This window comes from Mycobacterium sp. NGS48 (genome assembly GCF_059812585.1).
This window is the reverse complement of the sequence record NZ_JCALCY010000016.1, coordinates 1-15,117: the sequence shown is the minus strand read 5'-3', so window position 1 is coordinate 15,117 and position 15,117 is coordinate 1. Positions and strand designations below refer to the sequence as shown.

The 15,117-nt window shown below is 67.0% G+C and carries 13 protein-coding genes; 4 read left to right on the top strand and 9 right to left on the bottom strand.

Features of this window, described 5'->3' with window-relative positions:
* The first annotated feature begins 58 nt into the window (after nt 1-58).
* The gene (locus AC5Y42_RS20220) at nt 59-646 is read left to right on the top strand and encodes a TetR/AcrR family transcriptional regulator (protein ID WP_499900351.1); all 588 of its coding nucleotides are present in this window, start codon (nt 59-61) and stop codon (nt 644-646) included.
* 16 nt (nt 647-662) lie between these two features.
* Here AC5Y42_RS20220 and AC5Y42_RS20215 read toward each other — a convergent pair whose 3' ends face one another.
* Both AC5Y42_RS20215 and typA read right to left on the bottom strand, forming a co-directional pair.
* The gene (locus AC5Y42_RS20215; RefSeq protein ID WP_499900350.1) at nt 663-2,552 is read right to left on the bottom strand and encodes an ABC transporter family substrate-binding protein; all 1,890 of its coding nucleotides are present in this window, start codon (nt 2,550-2,552) and stop codon (nt 663-665) included.
* Between the two features lie 114 nt (nt 2,553-2,666).
* Entirely contained in the window at nt 2,667-4,541 is a 1,875-nt protein-coding gene (gene typA / locus AC5Y42_RS20210; RefSeq protein ID WP_499900349.1) for a translational GTPase TypA, read from the bottom strand.
* Between the two features lie 73 nt (nt 4,542-4,614).
* Between typA and AC5Y42_RS20205 the strand changes: the two genes are divergently transcribed.
* Nucleotides 4,615-4,785, top strand: a complete 171-nt coding sequence (locus tag AC5Y42_RS20205; protein WP_499900348.1) for a hypothetical protein — start codon at nt 4,615-4,617, stop codon at nt 4,783-4,785.
* 20 nt (nt 4,786-4,805) lie between these two features.
* On the opposite strand, the gene AC5Y42_RS20200 is transcribed toward AC5Y42_RS20205, so the two are convergent.
* The 6 genes from AC5Y42_RS20200 to AC5Y42_RS20175 all read right to left on the bottom strand — a co-directional run bounded on the left by AC5Y42_RS20200 (nt 4,806) and on the right by AC5Y42_RS20175 (nt 12,776).
* Nucleotides 4,806-5,192 (bottom strand): MarR family winged helix-turn-helix transcriptional regulator, encoded by a 387-nt coding sequence (locus tag AC5Y42_RS20200; RefSeq protein ID WP_499900347.1) that lies wholly within the window; start codon nt 5,190-5,192, stop codon nt 4,806-4,808.
* A gap of 27 nt (nt 5,193-5,219) precedes the next feature.
* Nucleotides 5,220-5,975 carry a respiratory nitrate reductase subunit gamma gene (narI, locus tag AC5Y42_RS20195; protein WP_499900346.1) on the bottom strand — a complete coding sequence of 252 codons (756 nt, stop codon included), beginning with the start codon at nt 5,973-5,975 and terminating at the stop codon, nt 5,220-5,222.
* 1 nt (nt 5,976) lies between these two features.
* A complete protein-coding gene (gene narJ, locus AC5Y42_RS20190; RefSeq protein ID WP_499900345.1) occupies nt 5,977-6,630 on the bottom strand; it encodes a nitrate reductase molybdenum cofactor assembly chaperone in 654 nt (217 codons plus the stop codon).
* Nucleotides 6,627-8,267 (bottom strand): nitrate reductase subunit beta, encoded by a 1,641-nt coding sequence (gene narH / locus AC5Y42_RS20185; RefSeq protein WP_499900344.1) that lies wholly within the window; start codon nt 8,265-8,267, stop codon nt 6,627-6,629. Before narH ends, narJ begins: the two co-directional genes overlap by 4 nt.
* Nucleotides 8,264-11,932, bottom strand: a complete 3,669-nt coding sequence (locus AC5Y42_RS20180; protein WP_499900396.1) for a nitrate reductase subunit alpha — start codon at nt 11,930-11,932, stop codon at nt 8,264-8,266. The genes narH and AC5Y42_RS20180 overlap by 4 nt, the downstream gene beginning before the upstream one ends.
* 442 nt (nt 11,933-12,374) lie before the next feature.
* Nucleotides 12,375-12,776, bottom strand: a complete 402-nt coding sequence (locus AC5Y42_RS20175; RefSeq protein WP_499900343.1) for a (deoxy)nucleoside triphosphate pyrophosphohydrolase — start codon at nt 12,774-12,776, stop codon at nt 12,375-12,377.
* Between the two features lie 28 nt (nt 12,777-12,804).
* Here AC5Y42_RS20175 and AC5Y42_RS20170 point away from each other — a divergent pair, with 28 nt between their 5' ends.
* Entirely contained in the window at nt 12,805-13,089 is a 285-nt protein-coding gene (locus AC5Y42_RS20170; RefSeq protein WP_499900342.1) for a 4a-hydroxytetrahydrobiopterin dehydratase, read from the top strand.
* Here AC5Y42_RS20170 and AC5Y42_RS20165 read toward each other — a convergent pair.
* Nucleotides 13,076-14,362: a mannosyltransferase gene (locus AC5Y42_RS20165; RefSeq protein WP_499900341.1), complete on the bottom strand. Its 1,287-nt coding sequence runs from the start codon at nt 14,360-14,362 to the stop codon at nt 13,076-13,078. The two genes, AC5Y42_RS20170 and AC5Y42_RS20165, sit on opposite strands and share 14 nt — an antisense overlap.
* 136 nt (nt 14,363-14,498) lie before the next feature.
* On the opposite strand from AC5Y42_RS20165, the gene AC5Y42_RS20160 reads away from it, so the two are divergent.
* The coding region (locus AC5Y42_RS20160) for a hypothetical protein (protein WP_499900340.1) at nt 14,499-15,117 on the top strand (619 nt) is incomplete at its 3' end.

Genomic DNA, 15,117 nt, shown 5'->3' with positions numbered 1-15,117 from the left:
GCACGAACAACCGCACCAACTGACGCCGCTGAGAAACGCTGGTGACTACTATCAGAGCATGGTTCAGCAGCGCGCCGCAGTCCGCAGCCGACGGCGTGGCCGAGAACTCGAGCACGCGCTGTACGACGCGGCCTTGGCCGAGCTGGCGGCAGTGGGCTACGGCGGTCTGACGATGGAAGGGATCGCCGCGCGGGCCCGGACCGGCAAGGCCGCTCTGTATCGACGCTGGTCCAGCAAGCATGACCTGGTGCAGGCCGCCATGCAGTACGCGTTGCCACCGCTGGCCGAGCCGCGCCCGGACCAGTCGGCACGCGAGAATCTGCTGGCGGTCTTCACCGCGCACTGCGATGTGCTGGCGGGCAAGACCGCGTTTCCCAGCCTCGCCATCATCGGCCAGCTCATTCACGAACCTGAACTCCGCGCCATCTTCGCCGACGCCGTGGTAGCGCCTCGACTGCGGATCATCGAATCCATTCTGCGGACCGGCGAACGCAACGGCGACGTTGATACAGACGCGCTCACGCCGCTGACCGCCCGAGTCGGACCTGCGTTGATCAATCAGCATCTGCTGCTCACCGGCGCTCCGCCGAACAAACGCCAACTCATGCGCATCGTCGACACGGTAATCCCGCTGCGCAGCGAATAGCTTTGTGGCACAGGGCCTACCGGGCTGTCTTGACCCACTCCCCGGCGTCGCCGACGATCCCGACCGGCACCGAACCGGAAAGGCTCACGTTCTGCACGCTGGGTCCGGCTGCGACGATCGTCGTGTCCTGAAGGATCGGCAGCACGGCGGACATATTCCACAGCCGCGGCTCGACCGCGTTGATCACGTCGTTGATGTTCTTGGTGCCGTTGAGCGCGGCGTCGATATTGGACTGGATGCTGCGGTCGCAGACTCCGGTGATGTTCGACGGCGCCTGCACCAGCGCGCCCGGCTCCGGCGCCCGGCTCGGTGGCGTCGGTGGCGGCGTCGGCGTCCCCGGCGCCGCCTCGGATGGCGGGGACTCGTCAGCGTTGGACGTCGGCGCCGCCGCGGTCGACACTGCCGTCGCCTCCAGCGCGGGGCAGCCGTACCGCGAGGCCAGCAGCGTCGCCAAATTCCCGCCGGCCTGGCGCCACCCGACGATGGCGTCCACCCGGTTGTCGACCAACGCCTCGCGGTAGAGCGCCACCGGATCCAGCCCCAGCACCGTCGCGGCGATACCGACGTTGCGCAACTGGTCGGCAGCGGTGTTGGCAACGGCCACCGACGTCGGGTCGTTGGAGGCCACCCCGATAACCAGTGACAGCTGCTTGCCGTCCTTACTGACCCGGCCGCGGGTGATTTCGGGTGGCCCGGCGCCCAGCGGGGTGGTCGGCGAATCCGCTGCCGGCGGCGGCACGGACGCCGATGCGTCGCTTTCGATCTGATACCCGGAGCTCTGCAGCAGCCCCAACGCCGCGGCATCGCTCATCGCCGCCGGCGCCGTCGGCACGTAGCCGGGGTCGCTGGGCGAGCGGATCTGCGCCTGATCCAGCGTGACGGTGTTGTCGCTGCCGGCCCCCACCGCGGCCAGCAGATCGACGTCGAGCAGCCCCAGAATCGCCTTGCGCACTTGGGAATCGGCCAACTTGGGCACGTTGGCGCGCAACGTGAGCTGCATGATGCGCGGTGTCACGATCCGGGCGGTTCGCACATCCGGGATCGCCGAGAGTTGCGCAAAAGCCGCCGAGCCGCCGTGTACCTGAGCCACCTGGGTGTCGCCGTTGCGGATGGAGTCGGCCAATGCCGCCGGCGCGCCGGCCCGCCGGAACAGGATCAGGTCCGGTTTGGCCGGCGGCCCCCAATAGCGGTCGTTGCGGGCGAGCAGGATCTCGTCGCGCTGCGGGTCGATGGTTTCCACCCGGAATTGGCCGCCGGTGACCGGCAACGCACGCACCAGCCCGGCCGGAAAGCCGCCCGGCACATCCTTGACGATGTGGGCGGGCAGGATGTCGTTGAACAACTCCCGCCACCCCGGATAGGGCTGGGCGAACGTGACGACGGCCTGCTTGCCGCCGTAGATCGACTGCACACCGGTGATCAGGTCGTAGCCGGCTGGATCCACCACACCGGGCTGGCCGACCATCTGCCGCCACAGGTACCAGAAGTCGTCGGCGGCAATCGGCGCGTTATCGGTCCACTGTGCCTCCGGCCGGATCTTGTAGGTGACGGTGAACGGGTCTTCGCTGGTCACCTCGGCTGACACCAGCAGCGTCGGATCCATCTCCCAGCGCGACCCCGTGGGGGTGTTGGGGTCGGGCACCGGCCGAAACGCGCTGGGCAGCACCAGTGCGCTGATCGCGGCGTTGACCGCCGACAGATCCGACAGCAGATGCGGGTTGAACCCCGCGCCGATCGAGTCGATACCCATGATGATCTGCGTGATGCGCGGCGGCGGGGGCAGTGCGCTCTTCGACGTCTCGGTGCTCTGCGGCGCCGGCGGCGGGCTGACGGTGCAGCTGGCCAGCACCACGACCAGCGCGGCGATCGCCAAGCGGGCGCGGCGGGCTGGTTTCGGCACGCCCAACAGGGTATCGGGGGTTACTTGCCGGGTCCGGTCGACGGCGAGCGTAACGCCACTGCGGGATTGCGGCCGATTTCTCGCCGTAGCGTTACGCTCGGCGGGCATCATTGCCGGCACTCAGGCCCGGGCCTTGGCCCGCGCGCGGCTGCGGGCCCGGGTGGTGGCGTCGAGTTCCACCTTGCGCACCCGCAACACCTCCGGTGTCACCTCGACGCACTCGTCGGTCGCACAGAATTCCATGGCCTGCTCGAGGTCGAGTTCGATCGGCTTGGCCAGCGTCTCGATCACGTCGGCCGTCGACGAACGCATGTTGGTGAGCTTCTTCTCCCGGGTGACGTTGATGTCGAGATCCTCGGCGCGCGGATTGATGCCGACAACCATGCCCTCGTAGGTGTCTTGTCCGGGCTCAACGAAGAACTGTCCGCGATCGGCCAGCTGAATCAACGCGAACGGTGTGATCGCACCCGACCGGTCGGATACCAGCGAGCCGGTGTGCCGGGACCGGATCTCACCGGCCCACGGCTTGTAGCCGTCGAACACCGCGTTGCCGATACCGGTGCCACGGGTCTCGGTCAGGAAGTCGGTACGCCACCCGATCAGCCCCCGGCTGGGGACCACGAAATCCATTCGCACCCAACCGGTGGCGTGGTTGGCCATCTCGACCATCCGCCCCTTGCGGGCCGCCATCAGCTGGGTGATCGCGCCGACGTACTCCTCGGGGCAGTCGATGGTGAGCGCCTCGAACGGCTCGTGCAGTTTGCCGTCGATGGTCTTGGTCACCACCTGCGGCTTGCCGACGGTCAGCTCGAAACCCTCCCGGCGCATCTGCTCGACCAGCACCGCCAGCGCCAATTCGCCGCGGCCCTGCACCTCCCAGGCATCGGGCCGGCCGATGTCGAGCACCCGGATCGACACATTGCCGACCAACTCGGTGTCCAACCGCGATTTGACCATCCGCGCGGTCAACTTGTGCCCGGCCACCTTGCCCGCCAACGGCGAGGTGTTGGTGCCGACGGTCACCGAGATCGCCGGCTCGTCGACGGTAATCCGCGGCAGCGCAACAGGATCCGCGGGGTCGGCGAGAGTGTCGCCGATCATGATCTCCGGGATGCCGGCAACCGCGACAATATCGCCGGCGATGGCCTCCTCGGTCGGTGAACGCTCGACGCCCTCGGTGGCCAGCAGCTCGGTGATCTTCGCGGCGCTGGGGCCGACCTCGCGCAGCCACGCCACCTGCTGGCCTTTGCGCAACCGGCCGTTGTAGATCCGGATCAGCGCGAGCCGGCCCAGGAACGCCGAGGCGTCCAAGTTGGTGACCAGCGCCTGCAGCGGCGCATCCGGGTTGCCGGTGGGCGGTGGAATGTGTTGCAGCAGGACGTCGAACAACGGGTCGAGGTTGTCGCCGTCGGGCACCTGGCCGTCGTCGGGTTGGACCGTGCTGGCCACCCCGGCGCGGCCGGACGCATACAGCGTGGGCAACCCGAGTGCTTCTTCGGCGGCCTTGGCGGCTTCGTCGTCCAGATCGGCTGCGACGTCGAGCAGCAGGTCGTGGCTGGCGTCGACGACCTCCGCGATGCGTGCGTCGGGCCGGTCGGTTTTGTTGACGACGAGGATCACCGGCAGGTGCGCGGCCAGCGCCTTGCGCAGCACGAAGCGGGTCTGCGGCAGCGGCCCCTCCGACGCGTCGACCAACAGCAACACGCCGTCGACCATCGACAGCCCGCGTTCGACCTCGCCGCCGAAGTCCGCGTGGCCCGGCGTGTCGATGACATTGATCACGGTGACGCTGCCGTCGCTGTGATGGCGGTGCACGGCGGTGTTCTTGGCCAGAATCGTGATGCCCTTTTCCCGCTCCAGGTCGCCGGTGTCCAGGACCCGCTCGGTGGCCCCACCGCGCTCGTGCAGCGCTCCGGACTGCCGCAGCATCGCGTCGACCAGCGTGGTTTTGCCGTGGTCGACGTGGGCGACGATGGCGACGTTACGGAACTGCACCGGGTGATTCTGGCAGTGTGGAGGCCAGTTCGCGAAACTCGCCCACTGTGACTCAGCAGGACCGCCACCCACTGTGAAGCTCAGCAAGCTCGCCGATGCCAAGCCGAAGAAGAAGTGTTGCCGCAGCTCGCCGCGGTGTCAGCGGTGTCCGGTGGTGATTCACGCGGTGCGTAAGGCGCGTCAGGACGGAACTCGGGGCAAGAAGCTGCAGAAGGTCTACCGGCGCGCCCGTCGGCGCGAGTGAGAACCACCACACCTCCGGCGTTACCGCCCCAGCGATGCGAGGCTGAGCCGTTCCAGCTCTTCGAGGTGTATCGCGGTCAGCGCATCCAGCCGACCGGAGCCCGCGGCGGTGAGCTGTAGTCGGATCACCCGGTGATCGTCGCTGTCGCGGACGCGCCGGACCAACCCCGCGGCCTCGGCTCGTTGGGTCAGTTCGCCGGTGCTGTGGTGGCGCAGCAGCAGGTAGTCCGCGACTTCGCCGATCGTGGGTCCACGCCGGTCGGCGTGGCCGCGGATCGCCAGCAGCAACTGGTGCTGCATGGGTGTCAGACCGGCGGCCCGGGCCTGCTCGGCGCTCCACCGCTCGAAGCGGCGCAGATCGGTCCGCAGCCGCAACAACCGCGCGTAGACGTCATCGGGCAGATCCATGTCTGCCACGATATGACGATCGCCGGCCTACCAGCCGCGACGACGGGGTGCCGACCCCACCAGCTGGTTCTTGTCCCCCGTTTCGCGGCTGCGAACCGCGTCACGGCTGCGGTAGACGACGTAGGGCCGGAACAAATATCCGATCGGTGCGCTGAATGCGTGCACCAATCGGGTGAACGGCCACAAGCAGAACAGCACCATCCCGATGGCCGCGTGCAATTGGTAGTCCAGCGGCGCGCCGACCATGTTTTCCCCGCCCGGCCGGAAAATGAAGATGCCGCGGAACCACACGCCGACGGTATTGCGGTAGTGGTACACGTGGGCGTGGCCTTCGATCCCGGTGCCCTGCAAGGTGCAGTACAAGCCGACGACGAGCGCCAGCATCAGCACCACATACATCACTTTGTCGCTGCGGGCGGTGGCCATCCGCACCGGCCCGCGGGTCGCGCGGCGGTAGATGAGCAACCCGATCCCGGCCAGCGTCGAAAGACCGGCGATGAGCCCGAACACGACCGCCTGGACGTGGTAGGTCTCCTCGCCGACTCCCAACCATTTGGTGGCCGTCGGTGGGACGACCAAACCGATGACGTGCCCGGCGAAAACCGTCAGGATGCCGAAATGAAAGATCGGGCTGGCGATCTGCAGCAGCCGCGACTCGTAGAGCTGTGACGAGCGGGACGTCCAGCCGAACTTGTCGTAGCGATAGCGCCACCAGGTGCCGACGATCAGGATCGCCAATGTGACGTACGGCGAGATGTCCCAGAAAATTGCGGCGCGGTCCAACTCAGCCGCCTCCTTCGCGTCGCGGTGGCACGGTCAATGTGAATGGTTGCAGCCCAACAGATTCGGCGGGCGGCCCCGCTTCGGCCAGCCGGTGAGCCCGCTGCACTTCTTGGTCGGTCACCGGCGGCAGCGTCTCACACACCGCAGAGACGGCGTGCGCATACGGTGACTGCGCCCGGTTCAACGCACCCAACAGCACGTCGATCGGTATCCGGTGCTCGATCAGCAGCCGGCGGCCCACTTCGGGGTCGACGGTGGCGGCGAACTCGAGCACGACCGGCAAGTGGTCGGGGGCCTCACTGCGCGGCGGCTCCACCCCCGACTCCCGGTAGGCGCTGGCGAATGCCAGCATTTCGCGGCCGCGGTTGCGGGTGTCCCCGGCGGTCCAGTACGTCAGATACATTGTCGAGCGGCGCCGCATATCGAAGGTTTCGACGTACTCGGTGGCGGCGGCCAACGGATCGGTGGCTCGCAACGCCGCGACGGTGCGACCCAGTAGCTGCGCCGCGGTCCCGTCGACATGGGCGAGCAGTGCCTCCGCGGTGTCGAGGCGCTCGTCGCGCTGTTCATCGGGGTAGGCCAGCAGCAGGGAGGCCGCCTGCCAGACCAATCGATCGGCCAGAGCCGGACCGCGCGATCTGGTCAGCAGTTTCATTGCTTCTGCTCTTCCGGGAACATCCCCGACGGCACGTCTCCGCCATCCCAGTCCAACAAATTCACCCGCGAAGCACGTTTGCCGTTGCCGTCCGGCGTGCGCTTCTGCATCGCGTGAAAGGATTCCACCGCGACCGGCACCGGGCCCTCGGTGGGGTTGGCGAACGGACCCGACTCGTACATGCCAGGGCCGCCGTCGCCCGATAGTGAGCAGTCCATGTCGGCTGCCGCTGCGGGGATCTCGCCGGTGTAGGCGGTCGGGATCACGTACCGCTCTTCGTATTTCGCGATGGCCAACAGCCGGTACATCTCGTACATCTGTTCCTCGCTCAACCCGACCGCCGCCGGGATGTGCGGCTGGGTCTCGCGTCCGAGATTGATGTCGCGCATATAGGAGCGCATCGCGGCCAACCGCTGCAGCACCTCGTCGACGACTTGCGTGTCACCGGCGGTGAACAGCTCGGCCAGGTACTGAATCGGGATGCGCAGCGCTTCGATGGCGCCGAACAGGTTGCCGACGTCTTCGCCGTCGTGCCCGTCTCGGCTGACGGCGTCGACCACCGGAGACAGCGGCGGGATGTACCAAACCATCGGCATGGTGCGGTATTCCGGATGCAGCGGCAGCGCCACCTTGTAGGTGTTGATCAGCGCGTAGATCGGCGACCGCTGGGCGGCCTCGATCCACTCGTCGGATATGCCTTCGCCGCGCGCCGCGGTGATCACCTCGGGATCGTTGGGGTCCAGCAGGATTCGGCGCTGCGCCTCATAGAGGTCGGTGTCCCGTTCCACCGACGCCGCCTCCAGCACCCGGTCGGCGTCGTAGAGCACCAGCCCCAGATAGCGCAGCCGCCCCACGCAGGTCTCTGAGCAGATCGTCGGCAAGCCGACTTCGATGCGCGGATAGCAGAAGGTGCACTTTTCGGCCTTGCCGGTCTTGTGGTTGAAATACACCTTCTTGTAAGGGCATCCCGACACGCACATCCGCCAGCCACGGCAGCGGTCCTGGTCGACCAGCACAATGCCATCCTCGCTGCGCTTGTACATCGCGCCCGATGGGCAGGATGCCACGCAGGACGGATTGAGGCAGTGCTCGCAGATCCGCGGTAGGTAGAACATGAAGGTTTCTTCGAGCTTGAGCTTGATCTCGTCACTGACCTTCTTCAGCACCGGGTCATCGCGCAGTGTTTCCGTTGAGCCGGCGAGGTTGTCGTCCCAGTTGACCCCCCACTCGATCTTCATCGGCTTGCCGCTGATCTGGCTGCGCGGTTGCGCAACCGGGAACGTGTCGCCCAGCGGCGCCGACGTCAGGTTCTCGTAGTCGTAGGTCCACGGCTCGTAGTAGTCGCCGATGCCGGGCAGTTTCGGGTTGGCAAAAATCCGCAACAGTTTGTGAATGCGGCCGCCGTCGCGCAGCCGCAGCCGGCCCTTCTTGTCACGTATCCAGCCGCCGCGCCAGCGATCCTGATCCTCATAGGTGCGGGGATAGCCGACCCCGGGGCGGGTTTCGACATTGTTGAACCAGACGTATTCGGTGCCGGAGCGGTTCGTCCAGGCCTGCTTGCAGGTCACCGAACAGGTATGGCAGCCAATGCATTTATCGAGGTTCATCACCATCGCCATCTGCGCCATTACCTTCACTGGTACTTCACCTCCTGGCTGCGGCGGCGCACCACGGTCACCTCGTCGCGCTGGTTGCCGGTCGGGCCCAGGTAGTTGAACGCGAACGCATGCTGGCCGTACCCGCCGGCCAGATGACTCGCCTTGATCCGCACCCGGGTCAGCGCGTTGTGGTTACCACCACGCTTGCCGGTGGTCTCGGTGCGCGGAACGTCGACGGTGCGTTCCTGCACGTGGTAGACGAACACCACGCCGTCAGGCATCCGGTGCGACACGATCGCACGGCACACGAAGACACCGTTGGCATTGACCGCCTCGACCCAATCATTGTCTCGCACACTGATTTTGGCTGCGTCGGCCGGACTCATCCACATGGTGGGGCCACCGCGCGACAGCGACAGCATGTACAGGTTGTCCTGATAGGTGGAATGGAACGACCACTTGGAGTGGGGGGTCAGATACCGCACCGTCAGGCCGATTCCATCACCTGTCGGGCCGAGCTCGGGAGCGTCGAACAGCCGGGCCATGTCCAGCGGCGGGCGGTAGACCGGCAAATGCTCCCCCAACTCCTCAATCCAGTCGTGCGCGAGATAGAAGTGCATCCGCCCGGTCAGGGTATGGAACGGCTTGAGGTGTTCGATGTTGATCGTGAACGGTGCGTAGCGGCGGCCGCCGGTCTCGCTCCCGGACCACTCCGGGCTGGTGATCACCGGGACGGGACGGGCCTGGGTGTCGGCGTAGGTGATACGGCGCTCTTCGCTGCCCTCAGCCAAGTGGGCCAACTGCTGGCCGGTGCGCTTCTCCAGTTCCCGGAAACCCTCGACGGCGAGCCGGCCATTGGACGTTCCGGACAGCGCGAGTATCACGTCGACCATCCGATCGGCCTTAGTGATAGCCGGACGGCCCGCTCCCGCACCGGAATTCATCACCCCGAACTTGGCGGCCAGTTGCCTGACCTCCTCGAAGGGGTGCACGGTGTATCCCTTCACCGTCAAGCCGAACTTGTCGACCAGCGGACCCAGCGTCATCCACTTGTCGTAGATCGCGGTGTAGTCGCGCTCCACCACGGTGAGCTTGCCCATGGTCTTGCCTGGCACCGGCGTCTCGCCGGTTTGCAGCCAATCACGTTCGGTGCCATCGGGATAGGCCATCGCGTCGGCGGTGTCGTGCTGCAGTGCGGTGAGCACCACGTCACTGCGGGTGCCCAGATGGCGCTTGGCCAGCGTGCTGAGGCTGCGGGCGATGGCGCCGAAAGCGTCGTAGTCGCTGCGGGTTTCCCACGGTGGGTCGACCGCGGCGCTGAATGCGTGCACATAGGGGTGCATGTCGGTGCTGGATATGTCGGCCTTCTCGTACCAGGTGGCCGCCGGCAGCACCACGTCGGAGACCAGCGTTGTCGAGGTCATCCGGAAGTCGATCGACATCATCAGGTCGAGCTTGCCCTCGGGGATGTCGTCGCTGGGCGGATCGGCCTGCACGTTGGAGTCGGTACCCAGCAGGTGGCGCAGGAAATACTCGCCGCCCTTACCCGAGGAGCCAATCAGGTTGGCGCGCCACACGGTAAGCACCCGTGGCCAGTTGACCGGATTGTCCGGGTCGGTGACCGAGAGCTTGAGCTTTCGCGCAGCCAACTGCTCGGCCACGTACTCGCCGGGATCTTGGCCGGCTGCCCGCGCTTCGTCGGCGACGTCGAGGCTGGAGCGGTCGAACTGCGGGTAGAACGGACTCCAGCCCATCGCCGTCGCCGAGCTCAGCACGTCCATCGTGTGCTTGTCGGCGAACCGACCCCGGCCCACCGGGCTGGACAGTTTGTCGGCGCCGTAATGGTCGTAGCGCCACTGGTCGGTGTGGGCATACCAGTACGAGGCGCCGGGCACCTGCCGCGGCGGACGCGACCAGTCGGTGGCCATCGCCATGGTCTGCCAGCCGGTGAGCGGCCGGACCTTCTCCTGGCCGACGTAGTGCGCCCACCCGCCGCCGTTGCGGCCCATCGACCCCGTCAGCATCAGCAGTGCCAGCACCGCGCGGTAGATGGCGTCACTGTGGAACCAGTGACAGATGCCGCCGCCCATGATGATCATCGACCGCCCGCCGGATTCCTCTGCGCTGCGCGCGAATTCACGGGCAACCCGAATAGCCTGCGCGGCCGACACTCCGGTGATCGGCTCCTGCCACGCCGGCGTGTTCTGGATCGTGGCGTCGTCGTAGCCGGTCGGCCATTCTCCCGGCAGCCCGGGTCGTGCCACCGCGTAGTGCGCCAGCATCAGGTCGAAGACCGTGCACACCAAGTGTTGTCCCACCCGTCGCACCGGCACGCCGCGCGCCACCATCTCACCGTGGCCGTCGTTGGTGTCGAAACTGGGCAGTGACACCAGAGCGCTGGTGCGATCACCGTTCAGGGCGTGCGCACGATCCACGCTCAGAGCCGGCACCACGTCACCGAGGTCGAGATTCCACTTGCCGACGCCCTCTTCGCCATAGCGGAAACCCAGCGACCCGTGCGGCACGACCACGGTGTCGGTGACCTCGTCGAGCAAAACCGGTTTGAACGTTGAGTTTTCGCCGTGCTGGCCGATGTCGGCGGCCGTCAGGTTCTTGCCCGGCACCAGCGTGTCGCCGCGCTCTTCCAGCTTGATCAAGAACGGCAAGTCGGTGTAGCGGCGCGAATAGTCGATGAAGAACGGAACCTGTTTTTGCACATAGCATTCCGACAGGATCACGTGGCCCATCGCCATCGCCAGCGCCGCGTCGGTGCCTGCAGCGCACGGCATCCACTCGTCGGCGAATTTGGTGTTGTCCGCGTAGTCGGGGCTGACGGTTACCACTTTGGCGCCGCGGTAGCGGGCCTCGGCCATCCAGTGCGCATCCGGGGTGCGGGTGATCGGGACGTTGGAGCCCCACATCACCAGATACGCCGCATCCCACCAGTCCCCGGATTCCGGCACGTCGGTCTGGTCGCCGAACACCTGCGGCGAAGCCACCGGAAGGTCGGCGTACCAGTCGTAAAACGACGTCATCACGCCACCGAGCAGCTCGACGAACCGCGATCCCGCGGCGAACGACACCATCGACATCGCCGGGATCGGTGAGAACCCGGCGACGCGGTCGGGACCGTATTCCTTGATGGTGTGTACGTGGGCCGCAGCGATCATTTCGGTGGCTTCAGCCCAGCTGACCCGAACTAACCCGCCCTTGCCGCGGGCCTGCTGGTAGCGGCGACGGCGCTCGGGATCGGCCTGGATGTCCGCCCAGGCAAGTACCGGGTCGCCCAGCCGGGCCTTGGCCTCCCGGAACATCTCGACCAGCACACCGCGCGCATACGGGTAGCGCACCCGGGTCGGGGAATAGCTGTACCAGGAGAACGAGGCGCCGCGGGGACAGCCGCGGGGCTCATACTCCGGCCGATCGGGCCCCACCGACGGATAGTCCGTCTGCTGCGTTTCCCAGGTGATGATGCCGTCTTTGACGTAGATCTTCCACGAGCACGACCCGGTGCAGTTGACCCCGTGCGTCGAACGCACCACCTTGTCGTGGCTCCACCGATCGCGGTAAAACACGTCGGCCTCCCGGCCGCCCCGCCGGGTGACCGTGCGCAGGTCCGCGGAGTAGTCGCCGGGAGTGAAGAAGCGACCGCTGCGCTCCAACAACTCCTCGATCCGACCTCCGACACGCGGCGTCACAGTCAACGCGAAGACCTCCTCATCAGTGCCGTATGCGTGCAGCCCCAGCGCCGCGTATTTGGGATTGGCCAGCGCCCCGACGGCGATCGCGCCGACCTGTTTGACCAGCCCCGACGAGGCCATCACCATCGGCGGCCCACGCGCTGGGCAGCAACCGCTCACAAGCATAAGTGCTCGCGGGCACGCCGAGCACGCCGACAACCGGCGGGCTGTTGATAGGCGATGCTGGGTGGCCGGCCTGGTGTGCACCGTTGCCGATCGAAAACGCCGTATCCACGGGTTACACCAAACCATTCGGGCTGGCAGCAGCATGGCAGGCGAAGGTTAATATCCCGTTTAGCTTTGTAAAAAGCCGATTACGACGCGTTCCTACGACAGTTCTGTGGCTTTCCTGGCAAACCGCTGTGCGCGTTTCGAGCAGGCTCTTGCCGAGCTGAGCCAAACCCCTTCAGTGCGCGACGAGCGCCCGAATCAGTGCGGGCAACCATTGCCGATCGGCGGGGACCCAGTCGATGTCGTGCAGCTCGGCTGCGGTCACCCAACGCAGCGCGCGATGGTCGTGCGGGTGGGGTTCACCGCGCAGCAGAACCACCCGATACGCCCGCAGCGTCGTCGTGGCGTTCAGGGCAATGTCGGCGCCCAGGCGTTCGCCGACCGCGACAGCGTCAGCGTCGACGCCCAATTCCTCGGCCAACTCACGGGCCAGCGCGTCGGGCTCGGTTTCTCCGTCCGTCACCTTGCCGCCGGGCAACTCCCACCGCCCGGCCAGTTCCGGCGGCCGACAGCGCTGGGCCACCAGCAGCACCGCATCCGAGACGATGGCGCCGGCGACCACGATCTGGTTCGACATCGCGAGTGACGGTATACCTTCGGTAAGTATGGCTGTGTTAACCGATGAGCAAGTCGACGCCGAACTGCCCGAACTCAACGGATGGCAGCGTTCCGACGGTGCCCTGCGTCGGTCGATCAAGTTTCCGGCGTTTCTCGCCGGTATCGACGCCGTACGCCGGGTCGCCGAGCACGCCGAGTCCAAAGATCATCATCCGGATATCGATATCCGTTGGCGTACGGTGACTTTCGCCTTGGTGACGCATTCCGAGGGCGGGATTACCGAGAACGACATCGCGATGGCGCGCGACATCAACGGGATCATCGGGGAGTAACCCGCCCCGGCTCGCCGAGCGTCACGCTGGCGTGACGCTCGCGTCGGCGGCCGGTCGCCGCGATCCACGCCAGCGTCGCCAGCGTGGCGACGATGTAGACCAGCCCGGCCCAGGCCAGATACCAGGGCCGGTCGCTTTGCCAGATCGTCGGCTGGGCGAAGCTCAGCAGCCAGGGCACGCCGATCAGGGTCAGCACCAGCCAGCCCCATCCGAGGATCCGCGCGCCGCGCTGGCCGGACAGCGGTCCGTGCAGAAGCCAGATCATCAACGGCACCAACCACACCCAGTGATGAGTCCAGGAAATCGGCGAGAGCAGCAACCCGAACAACTCGACCACCAGCAGCCGGCCGAGCCGGTCGTCGTTCAGCGCTCGCCAGGCCAGGATGACCAGCAGGGCGGTGACCGCAAGCCCGACCAACACCAGCGGGCCGTAGCCGGCGTCGTGGCCGACAAGGCGTGAGATGGCCCCGCGCCACGATTGATTGAACGACGTCGCAACCGGACCAACCCGCCTGGTATCGCGCAGCAGCACGGTGAAGTAGTAGCGGGTTTGATCGCCGACGACCAGCCACGACACCGCGACGGTGGCCACAAACACGACCGCTGAGAACACCGCGGCGCCCCACCGCCGGACTCCGACGAAGTACAGACCGGTGATCGCCGGGGTCAGCTTCACGCCCGCCGCCACACCGACAAGCAGACCCGACAGCCACCACCGGGTGGTGTAGACCGCGAACAGGCCGGCCAGCACCAGCAACACATTGATCTGCCCGTAGTCGAAGGTGCTGCGCAACGGTTCGATCCAGATGGCGACGGCGGTCCAGCACATCGCGACACGATGCCCTTCACCGGCCGCCCCGCCGAGCAGTCGTTGGCTGATCCGTACTACGCCGTAGAGCGCGGCCATAGTGCCGACCTGCCAGCAGAACGCCACCAGCCCGAACGGCATCAGGTGCAGCGGATAGAAGACGACCGCGGCGAATGGTGGGTAGGTGAACGGCAGCGGGAAATCCGGGGTCTGGTCGGCGTAGACGTAGCTGTACAGCGTGCCGGGATGGTCGATGGCGGCTGCGCCGCCGATGTAGACGTGCAGGTCGACGAAGTTGGCGCCGTTGGGCACCAAGTAGGTCCAGGCCAGCCGCGCGGCGACACTCAAGAACAACAGCGCCGGCGCGGCAGCGTTCAACGAGATCGCGCGCCGGCGGATGGTCGGTGCCGCCGGGGCGGCCGGGGTCGTGTCTATTCGCCCGACTCTAGCGATGGCGCTATCCAACGGTCAGCGCCGTCTGGCCGGATAACCGCAACCACTCGGGTGCGTAACGATCGAATAAATGCCACACGTGTCACTTGAGTCACTTTGGCATCACGCGAACGATCGGGTCGACCAGTCGTCGAAACCAGGGAGAACCATGACCATTTGGACGTTGTTACGCGCGACCGCCGTCGTAGCCGGCGGGTCAGCCGCGTTGCTGGCCGGCGGTGTCGCCCACGCCGACCCGGCGCTGCCAGTGCCGGCTCCCAACATTGGGGAACAGCTCGTCAACACGGCAACCCACGCACCGCAGATGCTGCAGAGCCTCGCGACGGCACTCGGGGCCACGCCGCCCGCGCCGTCTACCCCGCCGCCGCTGGCCGGCGCCACGATCAGGGCCCCGCAGCAGCCCGGCGGCGCGCCCAATGCGGCGTCGACCGTCCCGGGCGCGAGCTCGCTTCTGCCCGGTGCAACCACGAGCGCCCCGGCGGCCGCTCCGACCAACCCCGGGGTGTCCACCGGCATCCCGGGGCTCACGCCGGCGGCGCCCGCGGCCCCGGCCGGCCCTGCGCAGCTGATGCCGACGGCGCAGCTGGATATGCCGCAGGTGCCGTTCCTTCCGGTGCCGCTGCCGCAGCAAGTGTCGCTGCCCGGCGACCTGGCGTCGCTGGCTCCGGGCGGCCTACCGGTTCCGCACGGCGTGCAACCGGGCATACCCGCGGTCGCCGCTCCGGCGCCCACCGCGCCGAGCAACCCGCTGCTGATACCGCTCTCCG

Bases quoted from the DNA above. Each gene is read 5' to 3' on its own strand.
- AC5Y42_RS20220 (WP_499900351.1), top strand. From the start codon at position 59: ATGGTTCAGCAGCGCGCCGCAGTCCGCAGCCGACGGCGTGGCCGAGAA.
- AC5Y42_RS20200 (WP_499900347.1), bottom strand. From the start codon at position 5,192: ATGGATCTGCCCGATGACGTCTACGCGCGGTTGTTGCGGCTGCGGACC.
- narJ (WP_499900345.1), bottom strand. From the start codon at position 6,630: ATGAAACTGCTGACCAGATCGCGCGGTCCGGCTCTGGCCGATCGATTG.
- AC5Y42_RS20175 (WP_499900343.1), bottom strand. From the start codon at position 12,776: ATGTCGAACCAGATCGTGGTCGCCGGCGCCATCGTCTCGGATGCGGTG.
- AC5Y42_RS20170 (WP_499900342.1), top strand. From the start codon at position 12,805: ATGGCTGTGTTAACCGATGAGCAAGTCGACGCCGAACTGCCCGAACTC.